24 protein-coding genes and 1 pseudogene are annotated in these 16,166 nt (G+C 38.4%); 12 read left to right on the forward strand and 13 right to left on the reverse strand.

From position 1 onward, the window contains the following. Window positions 1-8 precede the first annotated feature (8 nt). The 11 genes and pseudogenes from CCAL9328_RS02755 (at window position 9) to CCAL9328_RS02805 (ending at window position 8,086) form a co-directional block, all read left to right on the forward strand. Complete coding sequence (locus tag CCAL9328_RS02755) at window positions 9-869, forward strand: substrate-binding domain-containing protein (protein ID WP_169999946.1); 861 nt, start codon at window positions 9-11, stop codon at window positions 867-869. A gap of 59 nt (window positions 870-928) precedes the next feature. Then, window positions 929-1,639 carry a 4Fe-4S binding protein gene (locus tag CCAL9328_RS02760; protein WP_349304186.1) on the forward strand — a complete coding sequence of 237 codons (711 nt, stop codon included), beginning with the start codon at window positions 929-931 and terminating at the stop codon, window positions 1,637-1,639. After that, complete coding sequence (locus CCAL9328_RS02765) at window positions 1,639-2,466, forward strand: radical SAM protein (RefSeq protein ID WP_169999947.1); 828 nt, start codon at window positions 1,639-1,641, stop codon at window positions 2,464-2,466. The genes CCAL9328_RS02760 and CCAL9328_RS02765 overlap by 1 nt, the downstream gene beginning before the upstream one ends. 20 nt (window positions 2,467-2,486) lie before the next feature. After that, window positions 2,487-2,927 (forward strand): annotated as a pseudogene (locus CCAL9328_RS02770) (enolase C-terminal domain-like protein); the annotation flags it as partial. A 74-nt stretch (window positions 2,928-3,001) separates the two neighbouring features. Beyond that, entirely contained in the window at window positions 3,002-3,358 is a 357-nt protein-coding gene (locus CCAL9328_RS02775; RefSeq protein WP_169938832.1) for a YraN family protein, read from the forward strand. A 70-nt stretch (window positions 3,359-3,428) separates the two neighbouring features. Then, complete coding sequence (trxA, locus tag CCAL9328_RS02780; protein ID WP_169938830.1) at window positions 3,429-3,743, forward strand: thioredoxin; 315 nt, start codon at window positions 3,429-3,431, stop codon at window positions 3,741-3,743. Further along, window positions 3,743-4,195 (forward strand): hypothetical protein, encoded by a 453-nt coding sequence (locus CCAL9328_RS02785; RefSeq protein WP_169972551.1) that lies wholly within the window; start codon window positions 3,743-3,745, stop codon window positions 4,193-4,195. Before trxA ends, CCAL9328_RS02785 begins: the two co-directional genes overlap by 1 nt. A gap of 10 nt (window positions 4,196-4,205) precedes the next feature. Beyond that, entirely contained in the window at window positions 4,206-5,144 is a 939-nt protein-coding gene (locus CCAL9328_RS02790) for an NAD(P)/FAD-dependent oxidoreductase (protein WP_169938826.1), read from the forward strand. 128 nt (window positions 5,145-5,272) lie between these two features. Then, window positions 5,273-6,040, forward strand: a complete 768-nt coding sequence (dapB, locus tag CCAL9328_RS02795; RefSeq protein WP_169999948.1) for a 4-hydroxy-tetrahydrodipicolinate reductase — start codon at window positions 5,273-5,275, stop codon at window positions 6,038-6,040. A gap of 9 nt (window positions 6,041-6,049) precedes the next feature. After that, window positions 6,050-7,387 carry an amidophosphoribosyltransferase gene (gene purF, locus CCAL9328_RS02800; protein WP_169999949.1) on the forward strand — a complete coding sequence of 446 codons (1,338 nt, stop codon included), beginning with the start codon at window positions 6,050-6,052 and terminating at the stop codon, window positions 7,385-7,387. Further along, window positions 7,388-8,086, forward strand: a complete 699-nt coding sequence (locus CCAL9328_RS02805) for a DUF8095 domain-containing protein (RefSeq protein WP_169999950.1) — start codon at window positions 7,388-7,390, stop codon at window positions 8,084-8,086. A 3-nt stretch (window positions 8,087-8,089) separates the two neighbouring features. On the opposite strand, the gene CCAL9328_RS02810 is transcribed toward CCAL9328_RS02805, so the two are convergent. From CCAL9328_RS02810 to CCAL9328_RS10965, 13 genes are all read right to left on the reverse strand, one after another. Beyond that, entirely contained in the window at window positions 8,090-8,536 is a 447-nt protein-coding gene (locus CCAL9328_RS02810) for a type II secretion system protein (RefSeq protein ID WP_169938818.1), read from the reverse strand. 9 nt (window positions 8,537-8,545) lie between these two features. Continuing rightward, complete coding sequence (locus CCAL9328_RS02815; RefSeq protein WP_169938816.1) at window positions 8,546-9,097, reverse strand: DUF2393 family protein; 552 nt, start codon at window positions 9,095-9,097, stop codon at window positions 8,546-8,548. Next, the gene (locus tag CCAL9328_RS02820; protein WP_169938814.1) at window positions 9,097-9,627 is read right to left on the reverse strand and encodes a DUF2393 family protein; all 531 of its coding nucleotides are present in this window, start codon (window positions 9,625-9,627) and stop codon (window positions 9,097-9,099) included. The genes CCAL9328_RS02815 and CCAL9328_RS02820 overlap by 1 nt, the downstream gene beginning before the upstream one ends. Next, window positions 9,617-10,336 (reverse strand): bifunctional phosphoribosyl-AMP cyclohydrolase/phosphoribosyl-ATP diphosphatase HisIE, encoded by a 720-nt coding sequence (gene hisIE / locus CCAL9328_RS02825; RefSeq protein ID WP_169972545.1) that lies wholly within the window; start codon window positions 10,334-10,336, stop codon window positions 9,617-9,619. The genes CCAL9328_RS02820 and hisIE overlap by 11 nt, the downstream gene beginning before the upstream one ends. Window positions 10,337-10,345: 9 nt before the next feature. Then, complete coding sequence (locus tag CCAL9328_RS02830) at window positions 10,346-11,449, reverse strand: prohibitin family protein (RefSeq protein WP_169999951.1); 1,104 nt, start codon at window positions 11,447-11,449, stop codon at window positions 10,346-10,348. Window positions 11,450-11,465: 16 nt separating this feature from the next. Continuing rightward, window positions 11,466-12,380 (reverse strand): branched-chain amino acid transaminase, encoded by a 915-nt coding sequence (locus tag CCAL9328_RS02835; protein WP_169938808.1) that lies wholly within the window; start codon window positions 12,378-12,380, stop codon window positions 11,466-11,468. Window positions 12,381-12,491: 111 nt separating this feature from the next. Continuing rightward, the gene (gene msrB / locus CCAL9328_RS02840) at window positions 12,492-13,499 is read right to left on the reverse strand and encodes a peptide-methionine (R)-S-oxide reductase MsrB (protein ID WP_169938806.1); all 1,008 of its coding nucleotides are present in this window, start codon (window positions 13,497-13,499) and stop codon (window positions 12,492-12,494) included. After that, a complete protein-coding gene (gene bcp / locus CCAL9328_RS02845) occupies window positions 13,499-13,996 on the reverse strand; it encodes a thioredoxin-dependent thiol peroxidase (RefSeq protein ID WP_169972543.1) in 498 nt (165 codons plus the stop codon). The genes msrB and bcp overlap by 1 nt, the downstream gene beginning before the upstream one ends. Continuing rightward, entirely contained in the window at window positions 13,993-14,196 is a 204-nt protein-coding gene (locus CCAL9328_RS02850) for a tautomerase family protein (RefSeq protein WP_169938802.1), read from the reverse strand. Before CCAL9328_RS02850 ends, bcp begins: the two co-directional genes overlap by 4 nt. 405 nt (window positions 14,197-14,601) lie before the next feature. Then, window positions 14,602-14,730, reverse strand: coding sequence for a hypothetical protein (locus CCAL9328_RS11140; protein ID WP_265575158.1), 129 nt, complete (start codon window positions 14,728-14,730; stop codon window positions 14,602-14,604). 57 nt (window positions 14,731-14,787) lie between these two features. Beyond that, a complete protein-coding gene (locus CCAL9328_RS11260) occupies window positions 14,788-15,003 on the reverse strand; it encodes a chorismate-binding protein (protein WP_349304187.1) in 216 nt (71 codons plus the stop codon). A gap of 47 nt (window positions 15,004-15,050) precedes the next feature. Beyond that, entirely contained in the window at window positions 15,051-15,176 is a 126-nt protein-coding gene (locus CCAL9328_RS10960; RefSeq protein WP_228026654.1) for a chorismate-binding protein, read from the reverse strand. 16 nt (window positions 15,177-15,192) lie between these two features. Beyond that, window positions 15,193-15,492, reverse strand: coding sequence for a chorismate-binding protein (locus tag CCAL9328_RS10965; protein WP_249317992.1), 300 nt, complete (start codon window positions 15,490-15,492; stop codon window positions 15,193-15,195). Between the two features lie 148 nt (window positions 15,493-15,640). On the opposite strand from CCAL9328_RS10965, the gene CCAL9328_RS02865 reads away from it, so the two are divergent. Beyond that, window positions 15,641-16,006 (forward strand): hypothetical protein, encoded by a 366-nt coding sequence (locus CCAL9328_RS02865; protein ID WP_169938798.1) that lies wholly within the window; start codon window positions 15,641-15,643, stop codon window positions 16,004-16,006. The last annotated feature ends 160 nt before the right edge of the window (window positions 16,007-16,166 follow it).

Consider the following 16,166-nt stretch of genomic DNA (forward strand, 5'->3'; position numbering starts at 1 on the left):
GAAGGCATATGAAATTTAAAGAAACAAACGCATCTCGTCGTAGCTTTTTAAAAGGTGCTATGGCGATAGCTGCTGCTGCCACACCTGAAGTGATGCTTGCGGGCTACACACCGTTTAAGTCTGATTCGTTGCAGGTTTGGTCGTGCGGGGGATTATCTGAACCTTTTGCACAGATAAATGCAGAGTATGAAGCCAGAACAGGTCATAACATCCAATACACCGGCGCCTTTGCAGGTGCGCTTGGAAAGTCGCTACTGGCCTTGCAAGGCAAGACGGAGGTCTTTGGTGCTCGTGTTTTGGAGTTGTCTCAAAATTTGCGCAAGGCAGGACTTAGCCTTCGTTTTAGACCGTTGTGTTTTACGGACTATGTTTTAGTTGTTCCAAAGGGAAATCCGGCCGGCATTCGTGATTTACAGGATCTAGCAGAGCCAGGTGTTAGGGTTATATTGCCCTTAAGGTCTTCGCCTCCCGGTAGCGGACCTGTAAAAGGAATTTTGAAAAAATCCGGTCTTGCCGAGCCGGTTATGAAAAACATGGTTGCCAATGGAGCGTGTGTTATTAATATGATGTGCGATCTTGTAGACGGTAAGGGTGATGCGTCTATCATCAAAAAGCGCTTGACGACGCATGATAGATTTAAGGACAAGATCGAATACATGCCAATTGATGAGAGGCTTATCCCGCCAGGACCACTTACCTTTACGTTAAATATTATGAAGTACGTAAAAGACAAGAAGTTAGCCGAGGACTTTGCGGAATTTGTTTGTTCGCAAGATGGGCAAGAAATTTTTGAGCGACACGGGTTTACGTCCATACATTCGGCAAGAGGACTTGAACTTATAGAAAGGTTTGGTGTAAAAGATGTGTAGCAAAGTAGCTTCTAAAAAAAACTAAAAAAAGCTTTTATCTAACTAAGATTAGACGTTTGGTGCAGCTGATTTTTATCGGTGCGATTGGACAATGGGCGTTTTATGGAATTTTTAGGTGTCCTTTCATCGTTCCTTTTGTTAATTGTGGGTCATGCCCTGTTGTTACGTGTTGGAGGCGGATCACGGCTATATTTTTTGGCTTTTGGTTGTTTATCCCCGTGTTGGTTATTTTCTTGGGTCGTGCTTTTTGCGGTTGGCTTTGCCCTGGTGGATTTGTTAACCAAATGCTTGGTAAATTTGCCGTCTTTAAGCTTAAGATGAAAAATAACAAGAAGTTAAGATATGCACAAATCGGCATGGTTATTTCTGTTTTAATTAGTCTTGGTGTGTATTTTATATGGGGCAACCCTCGCGTTATGATCCCTATGCGCACAAGTGATGAGTATCTTAATGCTATTATCATGTCTTTTAAATTTTCTGATTGGTATTGGGCGGCTCGCACGGCTATTGTCATATCCCTTATCGTCGCATCTTTAATCATCGCAAATTTATGGTGTCGTTTTGTCTGCCCTACTGGCGGAGTGATGGAATTATTGCGTAAAATTTCTATATTTCGTGTTTACAAGACCGATGCTTGCGATCACTGTAATGCCTGTTTGCGTAAGTGCGAAATGGGCACAAGACCCGATGAGATAAACTGCACAAACTGCGGTGATTGCCTAAATGTTTGTCATGTGGATGCTATTAAATTTGGGAGAAAAAAGAGTTAATGAATTTTTATACCAATACTATTTTGGATAATCATCCTTGTTTTAACAAAAAAGCATCTGCAAACTATGGGCGTGTACATCTTCCTGTGGCGCCAAATTGCAATATCCAATGTAATTTTTGCAACCGCATGTATGACTGTGCTAATGAAAATCGCCCTGGCGTAACAGGTAGAGTGCAAAGCCCTGACGAAGCCGTAGAGTTTGTGGAAAGGTTGTTTAAATTTAGACAAGATATCTCGGTTATCGGTATCGCAGGACCGGGTGATCCTATGTGTGATGCAGATAAGACCTTATCAACCTTTGAAAAATGTCGCTCTCGTTTTGCCAATACTATGCTTTGCCTATCTACAAATGGTCTAGCTTTGCCTGAGCATGTGGATGATATCGTGCGTTTAGGGGTTAGTCATGTTACTGTAATGGTCAATGCCGTAACACCTGATATTGGCAGCAAGGTTTATGCGTGGGTGCGTTATAAAAATAGGAACTATTACGCTAAAGAAGGTGCTAGGATACTTCAGGAGTGTCAAGATGAAGGGATACGTAAATTGAAGGAAGCCGGCATGATCGTTAAGATCAATACAGTGGCAATTCCAGGTGTTAATATGGAGCATATTCCTTGGATCGCGAAAAAGGCTAAGGATTGGCAGGTTGATATCATGAACTGCATGGCTATGATCCCTGTGCATGATACACCTTTTGCAAACATTCAAACGCCATCACGCGAAGAAATTCATCATGTGCGCAAGTCTATTGGCAGCACTATAAGGCAGATGACGCATTGTGGTAGGTGTCGTGCCGATGCATGCGGCAAGCTTCGCGAAAAATAAAATGGTAAAAAGCCGTAGAGGAGTATAAAATTTTCCTTATCGAAGAGCCGAGCACGCCAACGCCAGATGTTAATAAATTTATCGCTAGCAACATAAATATCCCTGTCGCACACGGCGAGCGGATCTATACAAGGTGGCAATACAAGGCGTATTTTGAAAATCACTCCATATCCATGATACAGCCCGATATCGGTACAAATGGCGGCATAACCGAGACTAAGAAGGCTTGTGATATGGCTCACGCTTATGATGTCGGAGTGCAAATTCATGTATGCTCTAGCCCGCTTCTAACGGCTGCGGCGCTTCATCTTGAGACGGCTTTGCCAAATTTCACCATCCACGAACACCATGTATATAACCTGCACGAATACAACAAGGAGCTTTGCAAGCACGACTATCAGCCCATTAACGGCTTCATCGCGCCACCTGAAATTTTTGGTATCGGCAACGAGTGGAGTTAATTTGCCTTTCAAAATGCCCAAATAACAACTATTGGTTAAATTTGATATAATACTTCAAATTTTTGGAGGCAAATTTGGGGCTTGTTTCATATCTTTTTGGAAAAAGCAGCGAAGATCAAGCATGTGCTTATCTTTCAAAGATGAAATTTCAAATTTTAGAGCGAAATTTTCGCTCTAAATTCGGTGAGATCGATATAATTGCAATTGATAAAGAGGGTATACTTTGTTTCATAGAAGTAAAGGCTAACTCGCTAAAATCAAACCAAATGGGGCATGATGCGATATATAGATTAACACCGAGCAAATACTCTAAAATTTTAAAGGCGGTTGATTACTATCTACTTAAAAACGGTGCAGATAGGGACTACGAAATAGATTTTATAGTTATAAATGGTAAAAATATTGAACTAATAAGAAATATTAGTTTATAAAATTTATTATTTAGATAGTATTTATAAAATTTAATGTATAATTCACCAATATTAAAAATAAGGAGAAAAAATGGGAAAATACATAGAACTTACAACTGAAAATTTTGATGTTGTTAAAGAGGGCGTTGCGCTTGTTGACTTTTGGGCTCCATGGTGTGGACCTTGTCGTATGCTAGCTCCTGTGATCGAGGAACTTGCGGAAGATTTCGACGGCAAAGCAAAAATTTGCAAAGTAAATACCGATGAGGTTCAAGACCTGGCTGTTGAGTACGGTATCCGCTCTATCCCTACTATGCTTTTCTTTAAAGACGGCGAGCTAGTTGATCAAATGGTAGGCGCTCAGTCAAAACAAAGCATAACAGACAAACTAAATTCACTTCTTTAATGGCTTTAAAAAATAGAGGAAGTCTTCTTCCTCTAACCTATATTTTCGGTTCCTTTTTTGGTGCCGCTATGATAGCCATCGTCTTTGCGTATAGCAATTACCGTTTTTCAAAATATAAATTTATAAATTTTTCAGAGCTTATTTTTTATGAAAAAAGTGAAATTTTTATACCCAAAGATGATAAATATCTACTTATAGTTTTTAGCTCTAACCAGTCAAAAATAGAAGAAATTTTAAAAGAGCAAAGGTCAAATTTGCCCGTTGTAGCCGTTGATATGTTGCAAAAACGCGGTGAGTCAAATGAAACCTTAAAAAGTGTAAGTTCGGATATAAACACCATCTTAAAGCTTATAAATACACTAAATATCACGGCAGTGCCAAGCAAAGTCGAGATAGTGCGTCAAAATGGCGAAATTTATAAGCAGGATTCGCAGATAATAAAAATAGAATAAAGGAGAAAATATGTTAGATTTAGCGATTATCGGAGGCGGACCTGCAGGATTAAGTGCGGGACTTTATGCAACAAGAGGCGGACTAAAAAACGTTGTTATGTTTGAAAAGGGCGAGCCCGGCGGTCAGATAACCGGAAGTTCCGAGATAGAAAACTACCCGGGTCAAAAAAATCCTGGCGAGAGCGGATTTGACTTTATGAGCACATGGTGGAAGCAGTGTAGTCATTTTGGCCTTACGCACACTTGGGCAAATGTAACAGGAATTCGCAAAAATGAAGACGGAAGCTTTGATATTTTGCTTGAGGGCGATAAGATAGAAAAGGCAAAGGCCGTTATCGTAGCTACAGGATCAACTCCTCGTCGCGCAGGCTTTAAAGGCGAAGATGAGTTTTTTGGCCGTGGAGTTAGCACTTGTGCTACTTGTGACGGATTTTTCTATAAAAATAAAGAAGTTGCAGTTCTAGGAGGTGGTGACACCGCGATAGAAGAGGCGATATATCTTTCAAATATAGCTTCAAAAGTATATATAATTCACCGTAGAGACGGTTTTCGTGCAGCCCCTACAACGGTAGAAAAAGCACGTAAAAACGAAAAGATAGAGTTTATAACAAATGCAACTATCAAAGAGGCTTACGGCGATAAAGCAGGCCTTAGTGGACTTATCTTAAATACACAAGATGGCGAGCGTGACTTAAAAGTGCCTGGCGTTTTCACTTTCGTAGGACTAAATGTAAATAATGAAATTTTACGTCTTGAAGACGGCTCTTTCATCTGCGACGTAGTTGATGGCGGCCAGGTTGATGTTGATTTGAAAATGCAAACAAACGTGGCAGGCTTATTTGCTGCAGGCGATATCAGAAAAGACGCTCCAAAACAAGTTGTTGTTGCGGCAGCAGACGGCGCTGTAGCTGCTTTAAGCGCACTTAGCTATATAGAAAATCTACACTAAAATTTTTAGAAAAGCTCGGGATAAATTTCCGGGCTTTTACATCACAAATTTTTAATCCAAACTACATAATATAACCGAAATTTTATACCTTTTTTACTATAATATGCAAAAATTTTAAAGGCATATAAATGATAAAAGTCGGTATTCACGGCGCTAGCGGCAAAATGGGTCGCGAGATAATCGCTTGTTTAAAAAATAACGAGGTTGCTAAACTAAGTGTGGCTTATACGATTGAAGAGCTTGATTTTGAACTACCAAAAGATGTTTTGGTAACGGATAAATTTGAAGCTCTTTTTGAAAATAGCGACGTTATTATAGACTTTACAATAAAACAGGGAGCTTTAAATTTAATAAGCTATGCAAGAACAAATCCAAAGCCGCTAGTCATAGGTACAACGGGTCTTGCCGACGAAGGCGCTACTCTTATAGCTCAAGCGGCAAATGCTATGCCGATCCTATATGCAACAAACATGAGCCTAGGTGTTGCCGTTTTAAATAAACTAGCAGCTATCGCTTCAAAAGCTCTAAGAGAATTTGATACTGAAATAGTAGAAATGCATCATAAACACAAAAAGGACGCTCCAAGCGGAACGGCACTAACATTGGCTAAGCATATAGCAGAAGCTAGAGATTTGGACTTAAAAGAGGTTATGACAACCGGCAGAAATGGTCTTATAGGTGAGCGAAAAAAAGACGAGATAGCAGTCCTTGCTCTAAGAGGAGGCGATATAGTCGGTCGTCATACGGCAGGGTTTTATAATGACGGTGAGTTCATCGAGCTAAACCATACTGCAACAAGTCGCGCTACATTTGCAAAAGGTGCTATAAAAGCTGCTATCTGGTTAAGTTCTCAAAACAACGGTCAATACGATATAACAGATTGCTTGGGTATATAAAGGAAAAACATGTGTGCGATAGTCGGAGTAATAAATTCACAAGATGCAGCTAAAACCGCGTATTATGCGCTATTTTCTATGCAGCATCGTGGGCAAGAGGCGAGCGGTATAAGCGCTTGTGATAATGGTGAAATTTTAACACACAAGGGCAAAGGTCTAGTAACCGAAGTCTTTAACGAAAGCTCGCTAAAAACACTAAAGGGTGATATGGCGATAGGACACAACCGCTACGCAACAGCTGGTAAAAACTCAGGCAACGACTCCCAGCCGATAGCGGCAAACTACTCTTTGGGGCAAATTTCAGTCGTGCATAACGGTAACCTTGTAAATAAAGACGAGGTTCGTGGAGCGCTTATAGACGAGGGTGCTATATTTCAGTCAAACATGGATACTGAAAACATCGTTCATCTAATAGCAAGAAACCACAGCCCACACCTGCAAGAGCGCATCATCGCAGCACTTGACAAGATACTTGGTGCGTATTGCTTGCTAGTGCAGTCGCGTCATAAAATTTTTGCTATCCGCGACAAATACGGCGTGCGTCCACTCTCACTTGGGAGATTAAAAGACGGCGGGTATATCGTTGCTAGCGAAACATGTGCGTTTGATCTTGTAGAGGCAACTTTCATAAGAGATGTGCGCCCTGGTGAGATGCTAGTTTTTGAAAATGGCAAAGATGAGTTTGAGAGCATACAGCTTTTTGAGCCAGAGCCAAGAATTTGCGCGTTTGAGTATATATATTTTGCACGTCCCGATAGCGTTGTAGAGGGTAAAAGCGTCTATGATGTTCGTAAAAAGATGGGCGCGGCACTTGCTAGACAAAATAAGATTAAAGCTGATTTTGTAGTTCCTGTACCAGATAGCGGTGTGCCTGCTGCGCTTGGATATGCAAACGAGAGCGGCATACCTTTTGAGCTTGCTATCGTGCGTAACCACTACGTCGGACGAACATTTATAGAACCCACGCAAGAGCTTAGAAATTTAAAGGTAAAACTCAAACTTAACCCAATGAGCGAGGTTTTAAAAGGCAAAAGCGTTGTTGTGGTTGATGATAGCATAGTTCGCGGAACAACATCTAAAAAAATAGTCGAATTGCTTCGTCATGCCGGAGCTAAAGAAATTCACTTTCGCGTAGCTTGTCCGGAATTAAAATTTCCTGAAAGATACGGCATAGATACTCCAAGCTTTGCCGAACTTATCAGCGCAAACAAAACATGCGACGAGGTTTGCAAGTATATAGGCGCAGACACTCTTGAATTTTTAGAGATAGATGACCTTGTTAAAAGTATCGGCGATGAGCGTGACTACTCGCTTGTTAGCTTTGATGGAAACTACTTTATTAAGTAGATGAAATTTATAAATTTTGCCCTTTTGGGCGCACTGTTGCTATTTTACGGTTGCGCAAAAGAGGGTATAAATTTACAAAAAGAAGAACCGTTATGGACGCCTTATATAAAAGAGAACGGCGCTAAATCAGAAATTTTACTTGCATTTGATACAAAATTTATCCCAAACAATACCAAAAATATACCTACCATAGGCAACGCATACACAAAAGATATAAAGTCGCAGAGCAAGGAAAAGCTGGGTCATATCTACCTTCTAGCCAGAGCTAAAGGCAACGTGATAATAAATTTAGACACAAATTCAACTCTTGATATAAATTTAGAAAAAGACAAAGCTGCCTTGCAAAATTCATCGTCATTTAAATTTTACGAATTTAGCTCAGGCTTGATCGAAAGTATTGTTTTTAAAAGCGACAAACAAGGTGTTTGCTTGAATTTTTTATCAAATAAATTTATAAATATCACCAGCGCTACAAATTATTATTTGGGAGATGATGGATTTTTCGCTACGATTTTAGAAATGAGCGTCTTAAAAGATAGAGGTGCAAAGATAAAAAATCTCTCATTTTTTTACGACTTTAACGATGATGCCAAAGAAAAAGAGGCTAGAAATTTTACCGCGAGTGAAAAATTTAAATTTCTCTTATCGCAAGATATTAAAAAACAAGCAAGAATTCTTTCTACTTTATGTGCTATTTAAATTTTAATTTTTCTGTGTGCCAAATATTAAAATTCTAGAGTCAATGGACGGTATTTCTTTTGCGGTTCCATCGATATCTTTACTTACGAGCTCTTTAAATTCTGCAAGGCTATCTATGCGCCAAAGATCGCCACATAAGTCCGCTTCCGATATGCTTAATGTTATGGAAGTCTGGGTTACGTCTGTTACGTCAAGGCAGTTGTTTGTGCCTATTTGTATGGGGAATGCTACGCTTGTCATCTTATATATGTTTTCCTTGCCATTTTCAAACCCGCCTTGCGCCATGTAATAGTGTGTTATATCGCTTACAAAAGTACTAATATTTGTCGCAGCTCTTGCTACGAAAGTATCTTCTCTTGTGCCAAATAGCTTAGGCAAAACAACAGCAGACAAGATCCCAAGAACAACGATGATAAATACAAGCTCAACGGCGGTAAATCCTTTTTTCATGCCTTTTCCTTAGTAGCAATTTAGCTTTGTAACATGCATTGTGCGCGTAAAATACGGAGGATAGGGCATATTTACCGTAAAAGAGGCACTTTTTTTCTTCTTTAGGTCTTTGGCGACTTCAAATGAGTATTCGACGGTGTTTGGATGAGTGTCTTTTTTCTCGTTTAATAGCCATGAAAATAGCGACATCCCGCTTGGTTTAAAGAGTGCTTCTCCGCTTAAGTTGTCTTTGCTTAGTGGCTGGTTGATAAGTTTGATCTTAAGAACACATTTGCTTATCGTAAATTTGCCGATATTTCTTACTTGTCCTTTAAAAACTATGCTTTCGTTTCTTAAAATTCTCTCATTTGTTACATTTTCAAGTATGCCTATTTTGGTATATTTATCCAAAACCAACATCAAAAACACGCTAAGGCTGACAGAAACTAGTATGTTTGTAAAGCATAGTGATAAAAAGAGTTTTCGTTCCGCTTTTAAAGAGAGTATAAAAAATAAAACACAAAGTAGCAAGATGATACATAAAACTATGATGTGAACGATAGTAAAGTAAGAGGCACTCATTAAAAACACTCCGCTTTTTTAGATATTTTATATTCGATAAATGAAAAATCATTGATCGTTTGTTGTATTTGTTTTGTTTCTTTTGGAACAAAAGGCTCTTTTAAAATGATAGTTTTTGTAAAAAAGGGATTGAGTGAATTTAAAAACTCTCTCGCTTCTTGTTTGGAACGCATATAAAAACCAATGTCTATCTTGCAAATTTTAAAGCTTTTATTGGACTCATTTGTTATGTTAAAGTCAGCGATTAGCGTATTTGAGTATGTTAGTTGTTTTGTCGCAACATCACTTATGACGGTTGGTCTTAGGTATGTTTTTAAACCTTGGTGAACATAAAAATTCGCCACAAAAAAGCCAATTAAACCTAGCAAGATGATTAAAAAACCTATCTGCCACCATGATTTTAAAGCAAAAAATATTCCAATAAATAAAATAAAAAGAAAAGCTATAAAAACCCAACCGTATGATAAATAATCCACCGCTTGGGAATTTGCGAGTATAAAAAGTATATCGTGCTTTAAGTTATTTATCATTACGCGAGTTTTTCTCGTCTATGCCGCTCATGCCAAAGCGACGCGCGAGTTCGGTTTTGATGCGATCGGGGTGTATGTTGTGTATGCTAAGCGCAACCATGGTATGAAAGTAAAGGTCTGCAGCCTCATAAACCATGTCGTTTTTGTTTTTCTCGCTAGAATTTGCCGTTGTATCTTTGCAAGCCATAACAAATTCAGTTGCCTCTTCGCCTATTTTTTTTAATATGGAATTTTCACCTTTATGAAACAAGCTCGCGACATAGGATTTTTGTGGATCGGCGTTTAACTTTCTGTCTAGTATAATGTGATAAAGTTCGTCAGCTAGGTTGTAGGTTGGCTTATTAACTACATTTTCAGGCTTATTCGATGAGGTTAAATTTGTTAAATTTATCTCGTTAAAAAAGCACGACTTTTGCCCTGTATGACATGCTATGCCACCATTTTGCACGACTTTTAAAAGCAATGTGTCGTTATCGCAGTCAAGATGAGCGGAGATGATTTTTTGGGTATTTCCGCTCTCTTCACCTTTTTTCCAGATGCGATTTTTAGTGCGTGAGAAGTAGTGAGCAAAGCCACTTTTTAGACTTAAATTTAATGCCTCTTCATTCATGTAAGCGAGCATCAAGACATCGTTGCTGCCTTGCTCTTGGACGATAGTCGGGAGGAGGTTGTCTACTTTTTGCCAGTCTATGTTTAAATTCTCAAGCACTTTTTATCCTTATCTTGTTGTCTCAACCGCGCTTTGTCTTGCTTTGTCTTTTGTGTCAACCCAGATATTTGGCACGGCTCCGCCAGGAGTTAGGAAAATTTTAGCGTCTTTGTTTTCGCGAAGAGCTTCATTAAATTTACCCTGAGTTTCAATCTGTTTTAAATTTAGTAAGTTACCATCAAGACTTTTTGCCACCTCTTTGTTTGCATAAGCTTGTGCGTCGGCTTCGATCTTAACGGCATCGGCTTTACCTTGAGCTTCTATGATAGCAGCTTTTGCCGTACCTTCTGCGAGTGCGGCTTTTTTAAGGGCCTCTTGGTTTGCACGCTCTACTTCGTATTTAGTTCTCTCGGCTTCTTGCTTTGCGATCTGAACGCGCTCTATTTGCTCTTTTACTTTTTCAGGCAAGATGATCTCGCGAAGCTGCACTGTTAAAAGCTCTACAGGTCTATTTGGCTGAGCGTCAATATCCTTTCTTATACCTTGATCTATCTGTGTAGCTATCTCGTTTCTGCGTGTTGGAAGCTCTTCTGCGGTGTATTTACCGGCGATACTTCTAACCACGTCGCGAACAACCGGGTCTACGATCTTGTTTTCCCAGCTAAGACCCCAAGCGGCAATAGTTTGAGGTGCATTTTCAGGATTTAGACGGTATTGAACAGTTATATCTATGCTAACCGGTAAGTTTCTTGCATCAAGAACAGAGATAGAATTTTTACGAATTATACCCGTTGTGCCGCCACTTATCAGTCTTGCGTTTTCTCCCATATCTTCACCTGAAGTATAGTTGATAAGCCTAACTCTCGTATCTACGACTATGACCTTTTGGATAAAAGGCATGAAGAAGTGAAAGCCCGGCTGCATAGGGTTTGATTCGTATTTACCGGCGGTTGATTTGATACCTACTTCGCCTGAGTTGATGATAACAAAAGGCTGTGTAATGGCGATCACCGCTATGATAGCTATGATAACATAAGCTAGAGTGCCTATTTTACCCATTCCATCTGGCATTTTTGGTTTTTTGAAATTTATCCTAGGCGGCTCGTTGCCGCCATTATCGCCCGAGCTGTTGTTGTTTTTTTTATTAAAATAGTCGTTCAAGTTTGCTGGCATTATGTCCCTTTAATTTTTAAATATATGTCAAAAATGAAGCGTATTTTTCATTTTTTCCGTAAACTACATCAAAATACGCATCTTGTAGTCTTTTTGTTACTTCTCCGCGCTCGCCACTTCCGATGATTCTGTTATCGATATTGCTTATCGGAGTTACTTCAGCCGCAGTTCCTGTAAAAAACGCCTCATCGGCTGTATAAACTTGATCTCTTGTTAAGCGCTCTCTACGAACTTTTATACCAAGATCACAAGCTAGTTTTATAACCGTATCTTGAGTTATGCTAAGCAGTGCATTATCGCTTGGAGGAGTTACTAACTCGCCGTTTTCAACGATAAAAAAGCATTCGCCAGGACCTTCGGCTACAAAGCCTTCTTCATCTAAAAGTAGTGCTTCGTCATATCCTGCGTCTTTTGCTTCATAGTTTGCCATTTGTGATGTTAGATAGTTTGAGCTTGACTTAGCCTTTGTCATTTGACTGTTAGGAGCGTATTTTGCAAAGCTTGAGATTTTAACTCTAATACCCTTTTTTAAGCCCTCTTCACCAAGATATGCACCCCATTCCCATGCAGCTATCGCGGTGTTTACAGGGGCTTTTGTATGGGCTAATCCCATTATGCCGTATCCAAGATAGATAAGTGGGCGAAGATAAACATTGCCTTTAAATTTATTAGCTCTTAAAAGCTCTATTTGCGCATTTTCAAGCTCTTCAAGAGTGTATTTGCAATTTAATACTGTCATTTTTGCTGATTTTAATAAACGTTTAGTATGATCTCTTAATCTAAAAATCGCCAAACCTTTGTCTGTTTGATAAGCTCTTGTGCCCTCAAATACAGCATTTGCATAGTGTAGCGAGTGGGTTAAAACGTGAACTTTGGCATCTTCCCATTTGATTAATTTTCCATCCATCCAGATAAATTCTGCAGCATCCATTGATTTTGCCTTTCTTTGTGTAAATTTAGTGAGATTTTATCACAAAAAACGTTTAAATTTTATAAACTTTGTGCTGGATTAAAGAATTTCGGGGCTTTTAAGTCCCTTGTGTTACTTAACGTAGATTATATACTTTTCATATCCTAGCTCTTTCATCTTTTCAAGCGGGATAAATTTTAAACTAGCTCCATTTATGCAGTATCTAAGACCTCCAAGTTCAGGCAAGCCGTCGTTAAAAACATGTCCTAAATGGCTATTTGCTACGCTTGATAGCACTTCGATCCTTTGCATGCCGTGGCTTTCGTCTTGCTCGTAGCTTAACGCATCGGTTGTTATGGGTTTTGAAAAGCTTGGCCAGCCACATCCAGCGTCAAATTTATCCGAGCTTGAAAATAGCGGTTTACCGCTTACTATATCGACATAAATTCCTTTTTCGTAGAATTTATCGTACTCACTACTAAATGGTCTCTCTGTTGCCTTTTCCTGAGTTACGGCGTATTGATGTGGGCTAAGTTTTTGCTTTAACTCCTCACGGCTAGGCATGACAAAATCATCTTCGCCATAAAGCGGTTTTTTCGCTAAATTTAGGTCAATATGGCAGTATCCGTTTGGATTTTTGTCAAGATAGTCTTGATGATACTCTTCGGCTTTTATGTAGTTTTTAAGTGGCAGAATTTCAACTGCGATCTTTTGTGTTGCTTTTTCTTGCTCCATGGCGATAAATTTATCCAAAAGAGCCTTTTGGATATCATTTGTGTAATAAATCCCGCTTCTATACTGTCTTCCAACATCGTTGCCTTGTTTGTTAATAGAAAACGGGTCGATGATACGGAAAAAATGAGCTAAAATTTCAGCCAAATTTATGCGATTTTCATCAAATTTTATAAGTATAGTCTCGGCGTGATCGGTTTGTTTTAGTTTGTCATAGCTTGTGTTTTCCGAGTTGCCGTTTGCATAACCTACACTTGTTTCAACCACTCCTTTAAGTTGTTTAAAATACCCCTCAACTCCCCAAAAACAACCTCCTGCAAGATAAATTTCACTCATTTTCGCCTCTCCTTTTATCTGTGCATTTAAAAGCGTGCACAAGAACAAAATAATCGTTAAAATTTTAGCCATTATTTAACTAGATCCGCTAGGACTTTTGCCGCATGGTCTTTGGCTTTAACGCTTTTGTATACTTTTGAAATTTTACCTTCTTTATCGATAACAAAAGTTGTTCTAACTATGCCAAGATACTCTTTGCCGTAGTTTTTACGCACCTGCCATACTCCATACTCTTTTGAGACTTGTTTTTGAGGATCACTTAGCAAGATGTGCTTTAAGTTTTGTTTAGATATAAATCCAACATGGCTTTTTACGCTATCCGGGCTTATACCAACTATTACCGTATCGTTTGAGATAAAGTCGTCAAAAAGTGCGCTAAATTCGCAAGCTTCGGTGGTGCAGCCAGGAGTGTTGTCCTTTGGATAAAAGTAAAGCACGACATTTTTACCGATAAAATCTTTTAAATTTACGCTAACCCCATCGGCGTTTTCAAGCGTGAAATTTGGCGCTTCATCGCCTTTTTGCAGTGTTACTTTGCGCTCTATGTCTTCTTTGCTAAATTCGCTCATTTGCTCTCCTTTTTTATCTCTTCTATGCTTTTGCCGCCGACTCCTACGCTGTCTTGATCGTAAGTTTCTATAAATACCATAACGCGTTCTTTTTGTTTGCCTAGAATTCTAACCATCATCTCGGTTGTTTCTTTTATGATCTGCTCTTTTTGCTCTTTTGTCGGCTCGGGAGCCGCTGTTTTTATGTTAATAAATGGCATTTTTTCTCCTTTTAAGTTTTATGTATTCTAGCTAAAAATTTAAAATGTTTCGTTTATAAAACTTAATAAAATTACAAATTTAAATTTGTATGGTGCAGTTATTTTGCGAGCGATAGATAAATACTGATTATTTAAATTTTAAAACAGCGAAGTTATTATTTGAAATTTTTTATCTCGTAAAATCCAACCATAGCATTCATGATGGCAAGTCTTTTTGTTTTTAAAAGTATGTTTGCGTCGATATCTGCTTCTTGTAAATACCCACCATCAAGCAGTTTTTGTGTTAATCAGCCTAGGTTGTTAGCAAAAATAGCGATATTTGCGATACTAGTATCTAAAATCTGATCGTTTTTTATCATAATGATCTTATCTTTTTTACCTTTTGCTTTGTTGATATTTAAGTGATCAAGATACTTTTTTCGCGTATGAAAAGTTGATATTTGTAAGGTAGAATTTCTCAAATTCTCGCACTTTATAAGGAAAATACTCAACGCTTACAAGCTCGCTAAGTTCATCATAAACTACTTTTGTCATAACCAATCCATCAAGACCGCAAGATCGCACGCCGTTTTATCTTTTATCTTTATCGTTTCAAAAAGGAAAGTAGACTTTTTTGATAAGCTCATCATACTCCTTTCTTGCATCGCTTTGTAGTGTTATGCCTCCACCGCTTATAAACTCCATGTCGTTGCCGTTTTGACGCACATATCGTATCAAAGTAAAGCTTTGTGTGTATTTTTTATCTGAGTGTATAAAATGTCCGTATAAAAACCCTGGGTGATATCTCACACTCGTTGATAATCTCACAAGAGCGAATTTTAGCCACACCGCTTATCGAACCAGCCGTAAAATTTTTACACTTTTATGCCGCCAGCAACAGCCAAAAGGTTGTTGCGCATGAGATCTGTGATCATCATTTGTTCGCTAAGCTCTTTTTTGTCGTTAAGTAAATTTATTTTTAGCGTCCTTTTGTGTGGCATTTGTCGTGCCTTTTATTTATACGCACAAAAGGCTCCGGGCCAAAGCAGATAAATTCGTCTTTTTGTATAAAACCAGCTTTGCATCCGCGTGGTTATAAATTTCTTCCAAGCTAAGCTCTGTTTTTATAGGTGTTGTAAAGCATAAATTTAACAAATAACTATGTCTGTTGTGCTGGTGGTTTTGGACTTTATTAAAGGCTTGCTTGTATGTCTTAAAATTTATAGGAAATTTTTGCAAGGTATAGGTTTTTGGTTTTAGGGTAGCGTCAAATTTAAAACTAATTCCAAACTCGGTAGCGCGCTTTGGTTTGCGCACTATATTTTTACTTGCATCACAGTTTATAAGTGCTATAAACGGACGGTCTTTAAATGAATTTGTATTTTTACTAAAATTTCGGCGTATTTTGGTATTTTAACGCTTTATTTATCTTTGAAATTTTAAAATAACGCAAAAAGGATGGAAAATGGACTATAACATAGAAAATAAAGGCATAGTTTGCTTCTTTCAAGATCTTATGAAAAAGCGAACATTTTTCTTGGCACTATCATTTGTCGCGATAGCTTTTGCCTGGATCTTTCAAGTAGCTATCATACCCCTTGGTGTCGTAGCGGTAGCGCTTTTGGCTATTTGCATAAAACCTACAAATTTTATACTAAGACTTGTTGGTTTTTTGGTTGCTCTTGGAGCGCTTTTTATCTCGCTTCATAAGATGAATTTAGCACAAAGCGGTGGCTTTTATCCGGGGTTGATTTTTGCGTTTGTCTTATTATATCTACTTCTTAGCTGGTTTGTTTATAATGCAAGAAGTAGCGAAATAAACGATCTTTAATACAAATTTATATCATCTACCGTAACTAAAATTTAGAGTAAAATGCTTGTTTTATTCTAAATTTTAAACCATCTCGATGATCATTGCAGTAACTTTACTTAAAAATATCTAAAAATAAAAATTAAATATTAACAATATAAAAAATTTAAGCATCTCTAAT

It is taken from the genome of Campylobacter sp. RM9328, from assembly GCF_012978615.1.

Coding starts and splice junctions, on each gene's coding strand:
- CCAL9328_RS02755 (WP_169999946.1), top strand. CDS start 9: ATGAAATTTAAAGAAACAAACGCATCTCGTCGTAGCTTTTTAAAAGGT.
- CCAL9328_RS02765 (WP_169999947.1), top strand. CDS start 1,639: ATGAATTTTTATACCAATACTATTTTGGATAATCATCCTTGTTTTAAC.
- trxA (WP_169938830.1), top strand. CDS start 3,429: ATGGGAAAATACATAGAACTTACAACTGAAAATTTTGATGTTGTTAAA.
- CCAL9328_RS02785 (WP_169972551.1), top strand. CDS start 3,743: ATGGCTTTAAAAAATAGAGGAAGTCTTCTTCCTCTAACCTATATTTTC.
- CCAL9328_RS02790 (WP_169938826.1), top strand. CDS start 4,206: ATGTTAGATTTAGCGATTATCGGAGGCGGACCTGCAGGATTAAGTGCG.
- dapB (WP_169999948.1), top strand. CDS start 5,273: ATGATAAAAGTCGGTATTCACGGCGCTAGCGGCAAAATGGGTCGCGAG.
- purF (WP_169999949.1), top strand. CDS start 6,050: ATGTGTGCGATAGTCGGAGTAATAAATTCACAAGATGCAGCTAAAACC.
- CCAL9328_RS02805 (WP_169999950.1), top strand. CDS start 7,388: ATGAAATTTATAAATTTTGCCCTTTTGGGCGCACTGTTGCTATTTTAC.
- CCAL9328_RS02810 (WP_169938818.1), bottom strand. CDS start 8,536: ATGAAAAAAGGATTTACCGCCGTTGAGCTTGTATTTATCATCGTTGTT.
- CCAL9328_RS02815 (WP_169938816.1), bottom strand. CDS start 9,097: ATGAGTGCCTCTTACTTTACTATCGTTCACATCATAGTTTTATGTATC.
- CCAL9328_RS02820 (WP_169938814.1), bottom strand. CDS start 9,627: ATGATAAATAACTTAAAGCACGATATACTTTTTATACTCGCAAATTCC.
- CCAL9328_RS02830 (WP_169999951.1), bottom strand. CDS start 11,449: ATGCCAGCAAACTTGAACGACTATTTTAATAAAAAAAACAACAACAGC.
- CCAL9328_RS02835 (WP_169938808.1), bottom strand. CDS start 12,380: ATGGATGCTGCAGAATTTATCTGGATGGATGGAAAATTAATCAAATGG.
- msrB (WP_169938806.1), bottom strand. CDS start 13,499: ATGGCTAAAATTTTAACGATTATTTTGTTCTTGTGCACGCTTTTAAAT.
- bcp (WP_169972543.1), bottom strand. CDS start 13,996: ATGAGCGAATTTAGCAAAGAAGACATAGAGCGCAAAGTAACACTGCAA.
- CCAL9328_RS02850 (WP_169938802.1), bottom strand. CDS start 14,196: ATGCCATTTATTAACATAAAAACAGCGGCTCCCGAGCCGACAAAAGAG.
- CCAL9328_RS11140 (WP_265575158.1), bottom strand. CDS start 14,730: ATGACAAAAGTAGTTTATGATGAACTTAGCGAGCTTGTAAGCGTTGAG.
- CCAL9328_RS10960 (WP_228026654.1), bottom strand. CDS start 15,176: ATGCCACACAAAAGGACGCTAAAAATAAATTTACTTAACGACAAAAAA.
- CCAL9328_RS02865 (WP_169938798.1), top strand. CDS start 15,641: ATGGACTATAACATAGAAAATAAAGGCATAGTTTGCTTCTTTCAAGAT.